Source organism: Roseibium denhamense (assembly GCF_009711415.1).
Classification (GTDB): domain Bacteria; phylum Pseudomonadota; class Alphaproteobacteria; order Rhizobiales; family Stappiaceae; genus Roseibium; species Roseibium denhamense.
The window spans coordinates 34490-52872 of the sequence record NZ_SMLZ01000107.1 but is presented as its reverse complement, the minus strand read 5'-3'; the positions used below and the strand labels follow the sequence as shown (position 1 = coordinate 52872).

Genomic DNA, 18383 nt, shown 5'->3' with positions numbered 1-18383 from the left:
AGGGGGCGGAGGCTAACCAGGTTGGCCCCGCCCGTTTCCAGCGAACGGATCAGGCTCATGCTTGAACTTTATGGGGCAAGCTACTCGGTCTTTGTCCGTGCAGTCCGGATAGCTCTCGAAGAAAAGGGCACCCCATACACATTGGTACCGGTAGACGTCTTTGGCACCGAAGGCCTACCACCGGGGTATCTGGACCTTCAACCCTTCGGCAAAATTCCAGCATTGGTCCATGACGGTTTCACACTTTACGAAACCGCGGCAATCTTGAGCTACATTGACGAGACCTTCGACGGACGGAGCTTGCATCCGAATGGGCTACGCGAACGCGCGCGAATGGTTCAAATCCTATCAATTCTGCAAAACGCCGCCTACTCGACACTTGTGTGGGACATCTATGTGGAAAGAATAGCCAAGCCAAGAGAGGGTGAAATACCGGACGAGGTGAAAATCGCATCCGGCCTCGGTCCGGCCCGAACAGTCTGCAACGCACTGGAAGCGATAACGGACTCTGATGGCCCATTCATTTTGGGCGACCAAATAACACAGGCAGACTGCCTTGCCGCACCGATATTCTCGCTTTTTGCCGAAACCGAAGAAAGCAAGCCAGTCCTCGCTCAAACGCCACGACTATCGTACTGGCTAAACCACATTCTGAGACACCCAAGTGTTCTTGCAACGAACGTCACACCTTCCGGCTAGCGCTCGGGTCAAAAAGTTCCGGCTGCGTTTCAACGTCCTCTGCTGACGCGTAGACACCAGCCTGTTCCAGTTCTTCTTCTGCCAGCTCCCCCAGGATTCGCTTGCCGGCTTTCACCCGCTCCCGGGCTTCCTCCATGATCTTGGTCGCAAGGGTGGCATCACGGTCCATGAGATTTTGGAGCGCATCCGCTTCAAGTACCAGGAGCTGGCAATCGCGGTAGGCAATCACGGAGGCAGACCGACGAGTTTGGTTGATCAAGGCCAACTCTCCGAAGAAGCTGCCCTCGCCCAAATAGATCGAGTCACGCGCAAGCTTTATCTCCACCTCGCCATCCGCGATGAAATACATCCGGTCGGCGACATCACCCTCCTGGGCAATCGTCCCGCCTTTGCGGATGCTCTGTGCCTGCAACAGCTTGGCAACCTCCGCAATTTCAGCCGCTTTCAGGTCTTCGAACAATGGCACTCTGGCAACCATCGACCAGGTGACCACGAAATCGCGGCTGTGGATCTCCCGTGCGAAGGCAGATGCAATGATGCCGACCGGCAAGGCAATCAGGCCGTACCCCATCAACATCACCACGGCTCCAACCATCTTGCCCAGATTGCTTATGGGAACGACATCTCCATAGCCGACCGTCGTCACCGTGGTGATCGCCCAGTAAACCCCATGCAGGATGCTTTTGAATTTTTCCGGCTGGTCATCATGCTCGATGACATACATCAGCGTGGCTGCCATCAAGATCACGCCGAAAATGATCATGCTGGATCCGAGAAGGGCCCGCCGCTCTGCCGCAACAGCAGAAATGAGAGACCTCAGCGCCGGGGAATACCGCGCGAGCTTCAGGAACCGCAATAGGCGCAGGATCACGACCATGGTGACGGCCTGGGTCGGCAAGATCAGCACCAGGACAAGCGGCAGGGCCCCGATCAGGTCGACAATCGCGTCCGGATGGAGCGCATAACGCAGCCGGGCCCCCACGGGGCCATACCGGCGCATTGGCGGATGAAGGTCCGCCACATACAGCCTGAGCACATATTCCACCAGAAAGATCAGGCCGGATCCCAGCTGCAAGAACTTCAGATGCGGGCCGAATGTGTCCCGGACCTCGGGCACTGTTTCAAGCACCGCGAACGCGACATTGGCAATGATCAGGAAAATCAGGAATTGCCGGAGTGAACGCGCTGCCAGCCGACGCTTTCCGGTGTCTTCCAGCACTTCAAAGAGTGCCCGCTTGAATTCGTGGCTCTGCAAAGGGTGTCCAGTGCGGCAAGACTCGTACCTAAAAAGAAATAGCTGAACTCGCAGCGAACGTAAAATAGCCGCGCCCAGTGCAGGCCCTCACAGGCACCGCCCCCGCCCGTGATGCGCTGTGAGCGCATTGTGATTGGGCTAAATTGCCGCAGATCCTAAGTGATTAAGGGAGGGAGCCTTTTAAAGGAGCAGACAATGACATTCGAAACAAACCATGTGCGCGGCGCCGAAAACTCGCCGCACAACGCTGTCTTGAAAATGCTGATCGCTTCCGTGTTCCTGGCGGTGAATGCCCTGATCCTGGTGGCGTATCTGCACTAAACATCAGGTCTGCGGCCCCATGAATAAGGCGCGCCGATTAAGCGCGCCTTTTCATTTGACCATTGAGCGAAGGTCCAAGACCGAAAGGTCAAATCCCTTTCAAATGTGCTTCGATCGCAGCAATGGCCTCATCTGCCTTGGCTCCGTCCGGTCCGCCCGCCTGAGCCATATCCGGACGGCCGCCGCCACCACGGCCACCCAGAGTTTCAGACCCGATCTTCACAAGATCGACAGCACTTACGCTCTCAGTCAGATCCTTGGTAACCGCTGTCACGATGGCAGCTTTTCCTTCTTCGGCGACATTGATCAGCACCACCACGCCGGAGCCGAGCTGGGTTTTGGCCTCATCGGCCATGCCCTTCAGGTCTTTCGGGTTGATGCCTTCAACCGTGCGCGCCATCAGCTTGAATTTGCCAGCGTCCCGGATCGGCGTTCCGGCGTCGCCGCCGCCGCCCATGGCCAGCTTCTTCTTCGCTTCGGCAAGCTCCTTTTCAAGCCGGCGCCGGTCCTCGACAAGTTGGGCAACGCGGTCCGGCACATCCTCGGCACCGGTTTTCAAAAGAGCCGCCATCTGGCGCATGCGCTTGTCTTGCGCATCCAGATAGTTGCGAGCTTCCGCGCCCGTCAGAGCTTCCAAACGCCGGACACCGGACGCAACAGCCCCTTCGGAGACGAGTGTCACTAGCCCAATGTCGCCTGTGCGTTTGACATGGGTTCCGCCGCAAAGCTCCAGCGAATACGGCTTGCCAGTCTTGTCGCCGTGGAGCGCGGTCCCCATGGACACAACACGCACTTCGTCGCCGTATTTTTCGCCAAACAACGCCATCGCGCCTGCTTCAATAGCATCGTCCACGGCCATCAAGCGGGTGTCGACCGGCGCGTTTTGAAGCACGATTTCATTGGCGAACGCCTCAACGGTCGCCAGTTCGTCATCGCTCATCGGTTTAGGATGCGAGAAGTCGAAACGCAAACGGTCCGGCGAAACGAGAGACCCCTTTTGAGCCACATGTGTGCCAAGTACCTCACGAAGGGCTTCATGGACCAAATGGGTCGCCGAATGGTTGGCGCGAACCGAGCTACGGCGCTTGTGGTCCACCTTCAGTTCCAGAGCTGTACCGGGCGCCAACTCGCCTTCTTCAACCCTCACGGCATGAACAAACAGGCCATCGGCTTTCTTCTGCGTGTTTGTGACCGCCACTTGCACACCCGGCGCGGTCATCTGGCCGGTATCGCCTACCTGACCACCGCTTTCGCCGTAAAAAGGTGTCTGATTAAGCACAACAAAGCCGCTTTGCCCCGTTTTCAGCGTGCCAACTTCCTGGTCAGCGTCGGCCAAGGCCACAACGATGCCCTCGGCGATTTCGGTCTCATAGCCGAGGAAGTCGGTCGCTCCGTGCTTTTCTTTTAACGAGAACCAGACAGCTTCTGTGGCCGCTCCGCCGGAGCCGGACCAGGCGGCGCGGGCTTCGGCCTTCTGCCGCTCCATCGCCGCGCCGAAGCCGTCCGTATCAACGGAAATGTCCCGCGCGCGCAGGGCATCCTGGGTGAGGTCCAGCGGGAAGCCGTAAGTGTCATATAATTTGAACGCGGTTTCGCCGTCGAGCTGGCCACCAGGGGCCAAATTCGTCGTTGCATCGTCAAGCAGTCCCAGACCGCGTTCCAGTGTTTTGCGGAAGCGTTTTTCTTCCAGGAGCAAGGTCTCGGTAATGAGATCCTTCGCCCGGATGAGTTCCGGATAGGCTTGCCCCATTTCCCGCACAAGCGCCGGAACAAGCTTGTGCATCAACGGGTCGCGTGCCCCCAAGAGATGGGCATGACGCATGCCGCGACGCATGATCCGGCGCAGGACATAGCCGCGCCCCTCATTCGACGGCAAAACCCCATCGGCGATCAGGAAGCTGGTCGAGCGCAAATGGTCCGCAATGACGCGGTGGCTCGACAGAGCCGCACCAGTCGCCTCAACGCTGGTTTCATGCTCGGACGCCGCGATCAGGGCACGGAAAAGATCAATGTCGTAGTTGTTGTGCACGCCCTGCAGGATCGTTGCCAGACGCTCGATCCCCATGCCGGTATCAATGGATGGCCGCGGCAGGTCTTCGCGTTTTTCCGGCGTCTGCTCATATTGCATGAAGACGAGATTCCAAATCTCGATGAACCGGTCGCCATCTTCTTCGGCGGACCCGGGAGGGCCGCCCCAGATCTGGTCGCCGTGGTCGTAGAAGATCTCGGAGCACGGGCCACAAGGTCCGGTATCGCCCATGGTCCAAAAGTTATCGGAGGTGGGTATGCGGATGATCTTGTCGTCGCTGAGGCCTGCAATTTTTTTCCAGTAGCCGGCAGCCTCTTCATCTTCCGAGAACACCGTCACCAGAAGCCGGTCTTTCGGCAGACCATAGTCCTTTGTAATCAGGTTCCAGGCCAGCTCGATTGCCCGGTCCTTGAAGTAATCGCCAAAGGAAAAATTCCCCAGCATCTCGAAAAAGGTGTGGTGACGCGCGGTGTAACCGACATTGTCGAGGTCATTGTGCTTTCCGCCAGCGCGAACGACTTTCTGCGTCGTAACCGCCCGTGAATAGTCCCGCGTCTCCAGGCCCGTGAATACGTTCTTGAACTGGTTCATCCCAGCATTGGCAAACATCAAGGTCGGGTCGTTGCGCGGAACAAGCGGGCCGGAATCGACTACCTCGTGATCGTTTTTCTTGAAATAGTCCAAAAAGGTAGAGCGGATATCATTTACGCCGGTCATTCGGATCTCGCATCACGCCAAGATCAGCGGGCGTTAAATCGGTCCCGATTTAGCACCCAACGCTGATCGATCATTAATCGGTCGAACATCATAGGCGCTTCGCAAAAAACACAAACCGCCCGATGCTCCAGCCCGCGTCCGGGCCTGTTAAACACTTCCGCTGCGGCACACCCCAATTCTCAGGCCCCGCGCCGGAACAGCCTTTTAACTTTCGGCTCTGACACTGTCCAGCGCTCGCCGCTATCCGGCCGGAAAAGTCTGCATTTGCAGCCTCGGATAGGCCTCAAACGAGCAAACCCCTCAAGGTCTGATCGATCTTGAGGGGTTCAAAAAGTCTTATGAACAATGTGAGCAAACCTTGAAAGGCCTACTCCGCATCATCTTCCGCGCCACCTTCTGGGTCGATAATGGCCTCGGCGATCAGACCGGCGTTCTGGCGGATTGCAAGCTCGATCTCCTCGGCGATTTCAGAATTCTCACGCAGGAACTGCTTGGCGTTCTCACGTCCTTGGCCAAGACGCTGGCTGTTGTAAGAGAACCAGGCCCCTGACTTCTCAACAATGCCGCCCTTCACGCCAAGATCAATGAGTTCCCCCATCTTGGAGACGCCTTCACCGTAGATGATGTCAAATTCAACCTGGCGGAACGGAGGCGCAAGCTTGTTCTTGACCACCTTCACCCGGGTCTGGTTCCCGACCACCTCGTCCTTGTCCTTGATCGCACCGATCCGGCGGATATCCAGCCGGACGGAGGCATAGAATTTCAAGGCATTGCCGCCGGTTGTCGTTTCCGGCGATCCAAACATGACACCGATCTTCATCCGGATCTGGTTGATGAAGATGACCATGCAGTTCGATTTGGAAATCGAGGCGGTCAGCTTCCGCAGAGCCTGGCTCATCAAACGGGCCTGCATGCCCGGAAGGCTGTCGCCCATCTCGCCTTCGAGCTCGGCCTTTGGCGTCAGGGCGGCGACCGAATCGATCACGAGAACATCAATCGCTCCGGAACGGACGAGAGTGTCCGCGATCTCAAGCGCCTGCTCCCCGGCATCCGGCTGCGAAATCAGCAAGTTGTCGATATCTACGCCAAGCTTCCGGGCATAAAGCGGATCAAGCGCATGTTCGGCATCGACAAATGCGCAGATCCCGCTGTGCTTTTGGGCTTCCGCAACGGTGTGCAGGGCGAGTGTTGTCTTACCGGACGATTCCGGACCGTAAATCTCAACGATCCGGCCTTTGGGCAACCCGCCGATCCCAAGAGCGATATCGAGACCCAGAGATCCTGTTGATACGGATTGAACTTCAACGGCCTGGCCCTGGCCCATCCGCATGATGGATCCCTTGCCGAAGGCCCGTTCGATTTGGCTGAGCGCCGCATCAAGCGCTTTAGTCTTATCCATCTGGCTGCTTTCTACGAGACGAAGTGTACTTTGTGACATGGCTCACGCTCCTTATTCCACGATGGACCCGCCGTTTCAATCGACGCTTTTGTACACATTTTGTTCTCATTTGGCAAGCTGGCAAAACCGGTTGGTATTTAATGCGAAATGATCTTTTGTTTCCAGTATGTTCTCGTCTCGCATGCCTAGAGGTTACGCAGCGTTATTTTCCCATCCAGATCCCGGTCCGAAGCGGAAGGCAAGAATCACCGGCGCGCTCGGTCCCGTGTTGCTGCCGCCTGGAAGATCTGGTAGCCCCGCGTCTTTCGACCTGAAGGCCGTCTGCGCAATAAGGCCGCCGGTCAGGTTTCACATAAGGACAAACTACCGTGTCTCAGCCTGTGCCCGTTTATTGCTTCGGCGCGATCCATTTCGATACTCTGGCTCATGCGTGTGTCCCCATTCAGCGCGAAACCTCAACGCCAGCGCGTTTGATGTCCAAGCCCGGCGGCGTTGCAACCAATATCGCACGATCCCTCACCCGGCTTGATGTGCCCGCTATTTTGTGTGGTGCGCTTGGCGATGACCCAGCCGGGACCGGGCTTCTCAACACCCTCACGGCCGAAGGCATCTCAGTGACCGGCATCCGCCGGAACGGCTTTCCCACCGGGCAATATCTTGCGTTTCACGATCCTGATGGCTCACTGGCCGCTGCCTGCGTGGATGACCGGGTGCTGGGCGAGGCTCCAGCGGATATTTTCGACCGATTCTTGCAAGACGCGCTTCCGGCAGCTGATGAAAATGCCATCTGGTTTGTCGACACCAATCTGCCCGAACAGGTTCTCCTTGCGATCTGCCGGCAGCTTGAAGGCCGGAAAATAATGGCCAATGCGGTCTCGGATGCAAAAGCAACCCGGTTACAACACGTTCTGCCCAGCTTGTCGTTGCTGACGCTGAACCGGAGCGAGGCAATCGCGCTCACAGGGCTGGCAGCCGACACACATTCTCGTCAGCTGATGGAGCGCCTTCTGGCCGCAGGGGCAGCCCGCGTTGCGATGACCTGCGGCCAAGACGGTCTTTACACCGCGCAGGATGGAAACGTTCTACATCACCCTGCCCTGCCGGCAGAAGTGGTGGACGTGACGGGTGCAGGCGATGCCCTTACCGCAGGAATTCTGGCCGGTTTGGCCCATGGACATGAGTTTTCCGATGCCGTGTCCTTTGGCCTGAAGGCTGCACAAATCACACTTAGCACCGAAGGCGCGCTCTCCGAGAAGCTGTCTTGGGCCGCCTTGCAGACAAATTGACCATGCGGTCAAATCTCACACTTGGCCCTTTGAGCCGCGAGGTCTATAAGGCGCCGAATTCCGGTCCTGCCAGCACATGACAACAAGAGGTTTCCAGCCGTGACACACATGATCCCATCGACATTGAAGAACCTGATCGTCTACGGCCCGGAAGTTCAGTCCGCACTCGACGCAGGTCAGCCGGTTGTCGCGCTGGAATCAACGATCATCACTCATGGAATGCCGTTCCCTAAAAATGTCGAGACCGCCCGGCAGGTTGAAGCGGACATTCGTGCCGAGGGCGCCATTCCGGCGACAATCGCGCTCATGGACGGGAAAATCATGGTCGGTCTTTCCGATACCGATCTTGACCGGCTCGCCCGGGCTGAAGATGTCATGAAGTGCTCGCGCGCCGATTTGACCTTTGCCTTGGCAACAGGGCGCTATGGAGCGACGACGGTTGCCGCCACGATGATGGCAGCGCACGTAGCCGGCATCAAGGTTTTCGCAACTGGCGGCATCGGCGGCGTGCACAAGGGCGCCGAGGACACCTTCGATGTTTCTGCGGATCTTGATGAACTCGGACGCACACCGGTTTGCGTCGTGTCCGCGGGCGCCAAAGCTCTTCTGGACATTCCGAAAACTCTTGAAGTCCTGGAGACCAAGGGTGTCCCCGTCATCGCGTACGGAACCGAGGAACTGCCGGCATTCTGGTCGCGGGAAAGCGGTCTGAAGGCCCCCTACACGCTCCACTCCGCGCAGGAAATCGGCGATGTTTTGAAGATGCGGCGGAATTTTGCCGATCATGGCGGCGTTCTGGTAACCAATCCGGTTCCTGCGGCCGACGAAATTCCGCAAGCCGAAATGGCCGGACACATCGCCAGGGCGATCACCATGGCCAATGAGAACAACGTGACCGGAAAAGACGTCACGCCCTTCGTCCTGGGGGCCATCTTGGATCTGACCGGCGGCCGCAGCCTCGACACAAACATCGCGCTTGTGCGCAACAATGCCCGGCTGGCCGCGAAAATCGCCGCCGAGCTTGTCTGACAGAGCAACTACGAAGCGGCCGGTGTTCCTCCGGCCTCTTCCCGTTTTTCAAGTGCCGACACAAACTTGTCGATGTCCTTGAAATGAACGTCCTGCTGCGGGAACGGGATCTCGATACCCGCCTTGCCGAGTTCGTTGTAGATTGTGAAATAGAGATCCGACTGCGTTGTCAGGATGTTGTTGACGTCTTTCAGATAGCACCGCAGCTCGAAGTTAAGCGAGCTTTCCCCAAGGCCCACAAACAGCACGAATGGATGCGGATACCGCGCGATCGTATAGTGCGCGCGCGCCGCGTTCATCAAGATCGCTTTAACCGCCTCAAGATCGCTCCCGTAAGCCACTCTGACCGGCAGAACCAGCCTGCCCGTCTTGTTGCTTAAGGTCATGTTCCGGACAGTTCCTGCGATCAGATCGGAGTTGGGAATGATCACGTCGTGACGGTCAAACGTTTCAATGCGTGTGGACCGCACCGAGATCTTCCGGACATAGCCGGTTTGTCCCGACACCTCGATCCAATCTCCCTCCTTGATCGGACGCTCCACCAGAAGAATGATCCCTGAGACGAAATTCGACACAATTGTCTGGAGACCGAAGCCGATGCCGACGGACAGCGCACCGGCCACGACCGCAAGACTGGACAAGTTGAGACCGGCAGTCGACACAGCGATCAGGACAGCAAGGGTCAGTCCGACATATCCCGTTCCGGTGACAATCGCGGTCTGGGCGCCGATATCCATACGCGTTTGCGGCAGTACGGAGGTGCGCAACAGGTTCTTCAGCCATCTGGTGACGAACAATCCGACCCCAAACACAACCAGCAGCACCAGGATGGAGTCCAGCGACAAGCGGATATCGCCAAGCTGGATGCCTGCCAGAAGCAGTCTCCAGGCGTCCATAACGTCCGTCGCGCGCGCGCCCCATGTCAGCGCGATCAAGGGCGCGAATGTTACAACGAGCGCAAAGATCAACCCGAGTGAGACCAGGATCGGTACGGGTTCCGTTTCATCTCTCTTGGTTGCGGTGCGCACCACAGCAAGCGCCAGATGATAGAGCATAAACCCGAAGCCGAGCTGGGCAATGGTCATGATCATCGGGATCACCGCCACCCGCGCCATCAAGACATATCCGGCCAGGGTCACGGTGAATGCAAGAACCGCTGACGCCTTCATCAAAAGGGACATGAAGAAAAGAAAGCCGGAATCCCGGGGATTAACCGAGGCTTCTTCAGCCTCCGGGTCCTCGTCATCCTCCACTTCAAGAGGCAGGGCGGGTTCCGGGTCACGGTGCCGGTCGTGTGACCGCAACACGCCCGCAAGCAGCCACAGAAACAGTGATGCAGCCGTGATCACAGGCAACGAGATCAGCGAAAGAGCGGCTTGGCCGAACGCATCATCCATCTGGAGCGATTCCAGCGTGATCTCGAACATCATGAAAATGCCAAGCCCTAGGCAAAGCCAGAGCCCGCGCTTGGCATATTTTTCATCGAGGTCCAGAAGACGCCAGCGCGTTTGTTCGGGCGCAAACAAGGTATGGCCGAGCCACATGGCCGTTACAATCGCGAGCGCGGAGGCTGGCGTTGCAATCAGCGCGGTGCGCGCCGCATTCGGTTGAATATCGAGGATCCAGATAACTGACAGCATCGCCGTCAATCCGATGGCAGGCAGAACAAGATAGCTCAGGTTATACAGAACGGCCGTTAGTATAACCGGGAACCCGCGTTCCTGACGGAGGCTAAGCTTGAGAAGATAGCGATGGATCGGAAACCTGAGCCAAAATATGAAAGCAAGGCCGAAGACGAAAAGCCCGATTGACAGAGGAACAGTTTGCCCGAGGGATTTGGAAACGCTGGGCCGGGCCAGCTGGCTCTCCACATCCCGTACCAGCCGCCGGTGAAACTGCTGAATCTGCGACAGCCCCTCAACCCAGGTGGATGGAAAGACCGGTGAGGGATACCGCTCCAGCATCTGGTCAAATCCTCTTGACCTGATCTGCCGGTCCACCTCGTGAATCAAAGCAGCGGCGCGGAACTGGATTTCCCTAGCGCGAACAACCGGCGCATTGGCATCGGCCACGGCATTGACGAGCTCGACCCGGCGGGCAGCGACATCATCGGCCTCCTTTTGGCCATCTTGAGGGACCGGCCCAAGTGCATTGAGCTGAGCCTGGAGAGCATCGGCTTTAACACTTCCGCGATTAACGACAGCTGCGTTCTGATCCCGGACATCGACCAGCTGTCCGCGCAGCAGTTCCAGCGTCCGCACGGAGACGATACCCTGTTCAAGGGCATTGGTTGCCCGGGTAAAAAGGTCCTCTGCCGGGGCTGGCAGTAAAAGCGCATCAGACTGTTCCCCAGGCGCTTCTTGTGCAAAGGCTGGCAACGCCACCAGCAGCGCCGCTGCCATCAGGAACAAGATCGAAATTAGATGCTGGAGTGATCTCATTGATCAAACTGCCTTATTGAACCTTTTGGTGCCCCGCCCACACTGACCGTCTTTTCGAGGCAGTCAATAGGCTGGCCCTCATATGCGGCTTCAATGCCTTAGCTATAAAAGACGTTTGCAGGACGGGCTGGTGTCAACTTGTCCCGGCGCAACAAACCTGTCGCATTCACCGCTTATTGATCGTTGTAACGTTAGGTGAAACATGTGCTTCTGCGACGGTGAAACGGGCACCAAGCCGTTGACATAGCAGCGTAAGCCTGACCTAACATGGGCAAGAATGACATTAACGGGACGGCAGGTCAGAGAACAAGCACACCGTCCGGCATGGAGGCACATAATGACAGATGCGGCAACACCCGAAAATGCGCAGTCCTCTGGAATGCAGGCAGGCGGCTTCAGCCCATTGCAATACCTAGACCGTGCCCTGACCACGTTGCGCGACATCGGCATTGCTCCGGAAACTGAAACCGACGCTCCGATCAATGCCCTTCTGGAACAAATTGCGGATCTGTCGCCCGATAAGGTGCTCATCATCACCCGCACGCTCGGCCAAGCCTCCAATTTCAATGAGGTGGTGCGCACACAAGTCCAGCAAATGGACATCGGTGAGCGCTACGAGGACATCACCAAATCGTTCGACAGCATCCGGGACGATGCAAAAACACTCGTGGACCAGCTTGCAGACGGCAAAATCTCGTTCACAGAAAACCTGTCCAACAAGTGGCGTGACATGCGGCGCGGCACGATTTCTGACCGCTTCAAGGATATCCGCGACACTTACAAGGACGTCGCCCGGGCAACCAAGGACCAGATCGAGCGGGAACAGACCATCCTTGAAGCTTACCGCGACTTCCGCGGTGCTCTGAAACAGGCGGAAGTGACGGCTCTTGAGATCCTGAATATTGCGACCGGCAAGCTCGACACGACAAAGGCAGCGCTGGAAACCGCTTCAAACGAAGTTGAAGGATACTCCGGCGACGATCCTGCTCAAAAGGCGCGGTTGGAGCTCGCCCGCGATGAACGCATGCGCGAAATGCAGGACGAAGAGAAGCGATACCAGATCGCAAAGGATCTCTCGGACAACCTGACCATCGGCTACAACACGTCCGAAGTCATCATGGCGCGGTTGATCCAGACCACCAATGCCAAGGAACGGGTTTATGCCCAGTCCGTGAGCTTCTTCTCGACCAACGAGTCGGTGTTGACTGCGCTCAACGCGTCTTTCACCGGCCTTCAGGGTCTTCATGAATCGACTGAAACGCTCAATGCCATGAAAGACGGCATCAATAAGAGCCTGGAGACCCTGGCAGAAATCGGCGACGCGGTCCAAACGGAAGCGCTGAAAGCCGGATATGGCCCGACGGTTGCAGCAGCCTCGGTCAAGAAGCTTGTGGACTCGGTCGTCAACTTCCAGACAAATTCCATAGAGATCATCTCTGAAATGCGCGACATGTCGACGAAAAACTCGGAAGAAATCCGGACGGCGGTCGAAGATGGAAAACGCCGCCTGGCGAAACTGGCTGCCCAAGGCAAGGGTTTGTAAGCGGTTCACACTGAATAGCGGCCGGATTTCCGGCCGCCATTTAAACTATTAAAGTAAGGCTCGATGGCGAAATCCTCAGACGCACCGCTGGACGATTTGATGATGGCGATGGATGTGGTGGACACGCTCCGCCACGAAGAAGGTCAGATTGCCAAGGAGCTCAAGTCGGACGAGCGCGATGCGGCCATGATCGACCGCTTGCGCCAAGTCTATGCCGCACAGGGAATTGATGTCCCTGATCACATCCTGAAAGCTGGTGTGGAAGATCTGAAGCGCGACAGGTTCGTTTACCAGCCGCCAGCGGCCGGAATGCAGCGCACATTTGCTCTGATCTACATTTCCCGCGCGGTCTGGTCGAAATGGATTGCCGGGGCCGCTGCGGTTCTGATTGTTTGCGTTGCCGCCTGGTATTTCCTTGTCGCGCTCCCGCAACAGCAAAGCGAAGCGGAGTTGATTGCCAGACTGGAAGCCCTGCCCGCCACTTACTCCGAACTTGTCGGACGGGTTGATGGGCTGACCGATGACGCCGACCTACTATCCGAGGCGAACCGGCTGCAGGCCAGCGGAACGACCGCCCTTGAGGATGGCAATCAAACCGCCGCTTTCAAAGCGGAAGCTGACCTTAGAGCCCTCGCGGCGAAGCTGGCCGAGGTTTTTGAAGTGCAGATTGTGTCACGCGAAGGCGTCCCCACCGGCGTCACCCGCCTGCCGGATGCCAACCGCAACGCCGAAAACCTTTACATCATCGTGGAAGCTGTCGCGCCTGATGGAACCGTTCTTGAACAGGACATCCGCTCCGAGGAAACCGGCCAGGTCGAAACCGTGAGCATATGGGGACAGCGTGTCTCAGAGACCATCTTCAATGCTGTAAGACGTGACAAGATGGAAGACGGGATCGTCCAGAAGGGCGTTTTGGGGGAGAAAAACAGCGGCTCGCTCGATGTGAAATGGCGGAGTGGTGTTCAAGATGGCGCGGTGACGAGATGGTAGCCCGGGTATGCAACCATAATTCACGGGAGGTTTCTGCATGCTGACAGGCCGCCAAACCCTTGGAACGATTGAGCAATCTCTGGCTGATCTTCGCCGTGAAGAAGCCGAGTTGAGCAAGCGGATTGAACGCGCGACCCGGGGTTTAACGGATTTGCAGGAGCGTCAGAGCGAGGCCTACCGGGACCTTGCGCGCTTCAGGTTGGACACAGATGCAGCCGGAAACCTGAACACGCGGCTGGACAGCGCCGCGCGCGAAGCCAGGCGCCTGCTGGACAAGCGGAGTGCCGACTACAAGGTTCTGACCGACCAGCTCCGCCAGAATGAAACCGAACGCAGCCAACTGACCAGCAAGCGGCAAGAGTTGGACACAGCCCGCAACGATGCTGAAAGTCAGATGGATGACTTGATGTCAGCCGTAGATGACAGGCTCGAGAAGGATGCTGAGTTCGTCGCCCAGCGCGAAGCAACCGAACGCGCGGTAAACATGGCGGAGGCAGCAGCCAACAAAGCGGCAACCGCCGAAAAGGACAAGTTCGAAAAAAGCCGGGCCTATGACGCTGATCCGCTGTTCGTTTATCTCTGGCAGAGGCATTACGGCACACCTGACTATAACCATCGCGGCCTGATCCGGTCCCTGGACCGCTGGGTCGCGGGCCTGATCCGTTTCGAAGGCGCCAGGGCAAACTACGCCATGCTGACCGGCATACCGGACCGCATGGCAAGGCATGCCCAGCGCTGTGCCGAAATAGCCAGTCAGGAACAGGAAAAGCTTGCCGTTCTAAGCCGGAATGCAATGACCGATGCCGCCGGCAGCGATCTTGTCGGGACTATTGAAACACTGACAAGCGATGTGGAAGACATCGACACTCAATTGGAGAAGCTCGACCGGCAGATCGAGACCCTTTCTTCAGCACTGAGTGAATATGCCAGTGGCGAAGACGCGGATTTTGAAAAAGCGGAACAGCATCTTGCGGTTTCCCTGCAGGCAGACGAGCTCACCGAGCTCTGGCGTGAGGCGATGGACACCCCTTCCCCGGACGATGAAAAAATCGTGCAGAGGATCGAGGACCTGAAGGAGCGGATCGAACAAGTCACGCAAGACGTGCGTCAGGACCGCGAACTCCAGCGCGATATCACGCGGCGCCGGTCTGAACTAGCCGATGTGGTAAAACGTTTCCGGGCGAAGAATTACGGCAGTTGGGAGTCGACCTTTTCGGACGACAAGCTCACAACGGTCTTGCTCGGGGAACTGGTTAAAGGCGCAATTACCGGAGCCGACTATTGGGCTCGGGCCGAACGCGCCCATAAGAGAAGACGGCCGCGCGGCAGAAACGTCGCCTTCCCGCAAGGGGTCGGTCTTCCCGGATCCATGGGCGGGTTCGGCGGCGGCGGTGGCGATTTTGGCGGCGGCGGCCGTAAAGGCGGTTTCGGAGGCGGTGGCTTTAAGACCGGCGGTGGCTTCGGAGGCGGCGGCTTCAAGACCGGAGATACGTTCTAGCAATGGCAGCAAGATCGGCATCCCGACCGGAAACTGACCGGCCCATCATGTCAGCAGCCCGGCCCACCGGTGTTGCATCTGTTAGCCGCCTGGCTTAAGGGAACCGCTTTCGGCAGGATCAAGAGGAACCAGGACTGAAAATGCGTATGATTGTTCTAGCCAGCTTGGCACTTGTTTTGGCCGCTTGTCAGTCCAGCGGACCCCGCCAATCGTCGCTTGCCCCGCAGCCGCAGCTAACGGTTCCACAAGGGGCTCAGAGCATTCGCATCGCCGCAGATCCAATGACCGTACGCAGCGCCCTTGTTGCCAGTGCAACGGAACGCGGGACAGTCGTTATTCAGGAAGAACCGAACATGGTCGTGATGGAACGGCAATTGTCCGGTGAAAACCCGGCGCTGGACCAGCAGTTCGGGCCGTCCGACAATGGTATACGGGTGATCCGTATCCGCGTCAGATTTACCGGAAGCGCATGCCAAACGTTGGCGGTGCAAGACCTAGCGGTGATCAACAACGCTCGAACCGCGCTGGAGCAAAGTTACGTTCTCCCAGGAAATCCGAATACCCTGCAAAGCCTGCAGGGTCTGAAATCGCGCGCCGAACAAAACAGCTCTTGTCCGCCGGTTGCCGCCTGATCAACGGCATCTTTAGATGCAAATCGCATTTAACCGGCGTCGTCTTTCACTTTCTAAAATCAATGATTTCAACGCAAAAGACGACACGTGATGAATTCGAATTAATGCGGCATACGCCAGGTTAAAAACAAAGTGTGACCGCAAACGGTCACACTCCGCCCGGCAGGGAACAGCACGCGCCCTTGTCACAGCTTGGGAGAATTTCCCTCCTGGCAACGCGCTGGCCCCGCACAGCTGAGTAAATCTTAAGCAGGCACAGCTTCTGGGGCGAACTGCGCCAAAAATTCGGGGCTCGGCGGGATCGGCTTGATAACGTCGATAAGAACCCCGTTCGGATCTTTTGTGATGAAGTGACGCTGGCCAAAAGGTTCGTCCTTCAGCGCTAGCAAAACCGGCAGTCCTTTTTTCTGGGCGTCCGCGTACACCGCATCCACGTCCTCGACTTCAAAATTCAAGAGAAGCCCTGCCGACGTCCGCCCGCGCCCCTCCTCGGGAATGGTCTCGTGGGATCTGTCCAAAACAGCCAGATTCACACTCTTGTCCTCTGCGGATTGAAGGTGCACGTACCAGTCGGCTTCAAACACAGCCTTGAACTTGAAGTTCTCCCGGTAGAAACCGGCGGTTTCGGCGACATTGTCAGTCATGAGGACCGGGTAGTACTGCGTGCATTTCATATCGTGGCTCCTTCTTCGGCACTCGTACACGTCTCAAATTCACGAATCTCTTGGGTTTTCACTCGCGCTTAAAAGACATACAGTATGTATGTAATTCCCAATTAACATACAGGCTGCATGTATGCAAGAAGCAAAATCACGTCGCTCTCAAGCCGAGCGCCGGGCAGAAACCCGAAAGGCGCTGCTGGAAGCGGCGCGATCCTTGATCGTTGAGAAGGGCTATGCGGAAACCGCAACTCCGGAGATCGTAAAGAAAGCCGATGTGACCCGCGGCGCCCTTTATCATCACTTCTCTGACAAGGCCGATCTCATGCGGGCACTGGTGCGCGACGAAGCCTTGGCAATCGCTGAAACAATCAATCAGGAAACAGATGAAAGCCAGACGCCGCTCGATGCGTTCATGAACGGAGCAAAAGCTTACTTCTCCGCAATGGCAGCCCCGGGCCGCGCAAAGATCCTGCTCCTGGAAGGGCCAGCAGTCCTTGGACTGATGGAAATGGCAGAGATTGACCGGGAAACCGGTGGGGCAACACTTTTACAAGGCCTGAAACATAGCGCTGCCCACGGCTACCTTGCCGATATCCCGCTGGAACCTTTAGCGGATCTTTTGTCGGCCACATTCGACCGGGCCGCGCTGGCCATTTCCAACGGCGAGGACAGGCACGCATATGAGACGGCAACCCGGATGCTGCTGAAAGGCATTTTGAAGGATGCTTAGCGGTGCCGCCAAATTGCCGCAGTGCTGCCAGTAATCCTCTCACGGCTCCGGTCCGTAGACTTGAGTACGTTGAGAACGGAGATGACCCCTATGAGGAAAGCATTGTTGCTCGGCTTTTTCGCGTCTGCACTGACCCTTTCCGGTGCCGCTTTAGCCAATGAGAACCACAGCCCGTCTGCACATGATTTTTCCTTCGAAATGGCCGACGGCTCAAAACTTGACCTAGGCGACTATGCCGGTCAAACGGTTCTGGTGGTCAACACTGCTTCGCAATGCAGCTTCACGCGGCAGTACGGACCGCTCCAGGCGCTCTATGAGAAATACCAGGATCGCGGCTTCACGGTCGTGGCCGTGCCTTCAAATGACTTCGGCGGACAAGAGCCGGGCACAAATTCACAAATCGTCGACTACGCGCAAAGCAAATTCAGCGTTGGTTTTCCGATTACATCCAAAGTGAAGATCAAGGGTGACGGCGGCGACCCATTCTATCAGTGGGCTCAAAGCGAGGCTGGAATGATGGGTAAAGTCCGCTGGAACTTTCATAAGTACCTAATCGGGCCGGATGGTCAGATGGCTGGCTGGTTTTCCACCTTCACAGAACCTGATTCAATCTCCCTCGCCCGGGCCATCGAAAAAACGTTACCGCCACAAATGACAACGATTGGCAGTGGATCTTAGTTATGCACGGTGCGAATGTCCCGATCTCCCCTTCAGCCGGTACGAGCGGCTCTCGTCAGTTGACAGTATTCTTTGACGGAGGCTGCCCGGTCTGCGTGATGGAGGTCGCCTATTACCGCCGCATCGACAAAGCCGGGACTGTCACCTGGGTCGATATCGGCTCGCTGTCTGACGCTGAACTGCCAAACGGCAAGAGCCGGGAAGATCTTCTGGGGATCTTCCATGTTCTGACAGAGGACGGCACCTGGGTTATCGGGGTTGATGCCTTCGCTGCAATCTGGCGGAACCTTCCAGGGTTCCGGCACTTCGCATGGTTGTTCAAGACCCCTGTCATCCGGCAGGCAGCAGGCGTCTTTTATAAGGGGTTTCTCATGTGGCAGAAACGGCACCGCGCCAAGCGTGAGAAAAACTGTAAAAGCGTGCCCGCCGAATAAAACGTAGTGTAATTTTGGCGCAGGCCCCCATTCCATTTTG

At 57.2% G+C, this 18383-nt stretch carries 16 protein-coding genes; 11 read left to right on the top strand and 5 right to left on the bottom strand.

Going from position 1 to position 18383, the window contains the following annotated elements; translation table 11 throughout:
* Positions 1 to 57 precede the first annotated feature (57 nt).
* Complete coding sequence (locus E1180_RS10725; protein WP_155191178.1) at positions 58 to 699, top strand: glutathione S-transferase family protein; 642 nt, start codon at positions 58 to 60, stop codon at positions 697 to 699.
* Here the strand turns inward: E1180_RS10725 and E1180_RS10720 are convergent.
* The gene (locus E1180_RS10720) at positions 683 to 1954 is read right to left on the bottom strand and encodes a cyclic nucleotide-gated ion channel (RefSeq protein WP_155191177.1); all 1272 of its coding nucleotides are present in this window, start codon (positions 1952 to 1954) and stop codon (positions 683 to 685) included. The genes E1180_RS10725 and E1180_RS10720 overlap by 17 nt on opposite strands.
* A gap of 195 nt (positions 1955 to 2149) precedes the next feature.
* Here E1180_RS10720 and E1180_RS22620 point away from each other — a divergent pair, with 195 nt between their 5' ends.
* Entirely contained in the window at positions 2150 to 2275 is a 126-nt protein-coding gene (locus E1180_RS22620) for a hypothetical protein (protein WP_280115239.1), read from the top strand.
* Between the two features lie 88 nt (positions 2276 to 2363).
* Here E1180_RS22620 and alaS read toward each other — a convergent pair whose 3' ends face one another.
* Both alaS and recA read right to left on the bottom strand, forming a co-directional pair.
* Positions 2364 to 5021, bottom strand: a complete 2658-nt coding sequence (gene alaS, locus E1180_RS10715; protein ID WP_155191176.1) for an alanine--tRNA ligase — start codon at positions 5019 to 5021, stop codon at positions 2364 to 2366.
* 367 nt (positions 5022 to 5388) lie between these two features.
* Positions 5389 to 6459, bottom strand: a complete 1071-nt coding sequence (gene recA, locus E1180_RS10710; protein WP_155191175.1) for a recombinase RecA — start codon at positions 6457 to 6459, stop codon at positions 5389 to 5391.
* A 329-nt stretch (positions 6460 to 6788) separates the two neighbouring features.
* On the opposite strand from recA, the gene E1180_RS10705 reads away from it, so the two are divergent.
* Positions 6789 to 7706, top strand: a complete 918-nt coding sequence (locus E1180_RS10705) for a carbohydrate kinase family protein (protein ID WP_208997074.1) — start codon at positions 6789 to 6791, stop codon at positions 7704 to 7706.
* Between the two features lie 108 nt (positions 7707 to 7814).
* Positions 7815 to 8735 (top strand): pseudouridine-5'-phosphate glycosidase, encoded by a 921-nt coding sequence (locus E1180_RS10700; RefSeq protein ID WP_155191300.1) that lies wholly within the window; start codon positions 7815 to 7817, stop codon positions 8733 to 8735.
* Positions 8736 to 8743: 8 nt separating this feature from the next.
* Here the strand turns inward: E1180_RS10700 and E1180_RS10695 are convergent, their stop codons facing one another.
* On the bottom strand, positions 8744 to 11176 hold the full coding sequence (locus E1180_RS10695; RefSeq protein ID WP_155191174.1) for a DUF3772 domain-containing protein: 2433 nt from the start codon (positions 11174 to 11176) through the stop codon (positions 8744 to 8746).
* A 337-nt stretch (positions 11177 to 11513) separates the two neighbouring features.
* Here E1180_RS10695 and E1180_RS10690 point away from each other — a divergent pair, with 337 nt between their 5' ends.
* The 4 genes from E1180_RS10690 (at position 11514) to E1180_RS10675 (ending at position 15839) form a co-directional block, all read left to right on the top strand.
* The gene (locus tag E1180_RS10690) at positions 11514 to 12719 is read left to right on the top strand and encodes a cell surface protein (RefSeq protein WP_155191173.1); all 1206 of its coding nucleotides are present in this window, start codon (positions 11514 to 11516) and stop codon (positions 12717 to 12719) included.
* Between the two features lie 63 nt (positions 12720 to 12782).
* Complete coding sequence (locus E1180_RS10685; protein ID WP_155191172.1) at positions 12783 to 13709, top strand: DUF6384 family protein; 927 nt, start codon at positions 12783 to 12785, stop codon at positions 13707 to 13709.
* Between the two features lie 37 nt (positions 13710 to 13746).
* Positions 13747 to 15207, top strand: coding sequence for a hypothetical protein (locus E1180_RS10680; protein WP_155191171.1), 1461 nt, complete (start codon positions 13747 to 13749; stop codon positions 15205 to 15207).
* Between the two features lie 281 nt (positions 15208 to 15488).
* Positions 15489 to 15839, top strand: a complete 351-nt coding sequence (locus E1180_RS10675; protein ID WP_208997073.1) for a hypothetical protein — start codon at positions 15489 to 15491, stop codon at positions 15837 to 15839.
* Positions 15840 to 16084: 245 nt separating this feature from the next.
* On the opposite strand, the gene E1180_RS10670 is transcribed toward E1180_RS10675, so the two are convergent.
* On the bottom strand, positions 16085 to 16513 hold the full coding sequence (locus tag E1180_RS10670; RefSeq protein WP_155191169.1) for a VOC family protein: 429 nt from the start codon (positions 16511 to 16513) through the stop codon (positions 16085 to 16087).
* A 121-nt stretch (positions 16514 to 16634) separates the two neighbouring features.
* On the opposite strand from E1180_RS10670, the gene E1180_RS10665 reads away from it, so the two are divergent.
* From E1180_RS10665 to E1180_RS10655, 3 genes are all read left to right on the top strand, one after another.
* Positions 16635 to 17231, top strand: coding sequence for a TetR/AcrR family transcriptional regulator (locus E1180_RS10665; protein ID WP_155191168.1), 597 nt, complete (start codon positions 16635 to 16637; stop codon positions 17229 to 17231).
* A gap of 90 nt (positions 17232 to 17321) precedes the next feature.
* Entirely contained in the window at positions 17322 to 17909 is a 588-nt protein-coding gene (locus E1180_RS10660; protein WP_155191167.1) for a glutathione peroxidase, read from the top strand.
* 2 nt (positions 17910 to 17911) lie between these two features.
* Positions 17912 to 18343 (top strand): thiol-disulfide oxidoreductase DCC family protein, encoded by a 432-nt coding sequence (locus tag E1180_RS10655; RefSeq protein ID WP_155191166.1) that lies wholly within the window; start codon positions 17912 to 17914, stop codon positions 18341 to 18343.
* Positions 18344 to 18383: the final 40 nt, after the last annotated feature.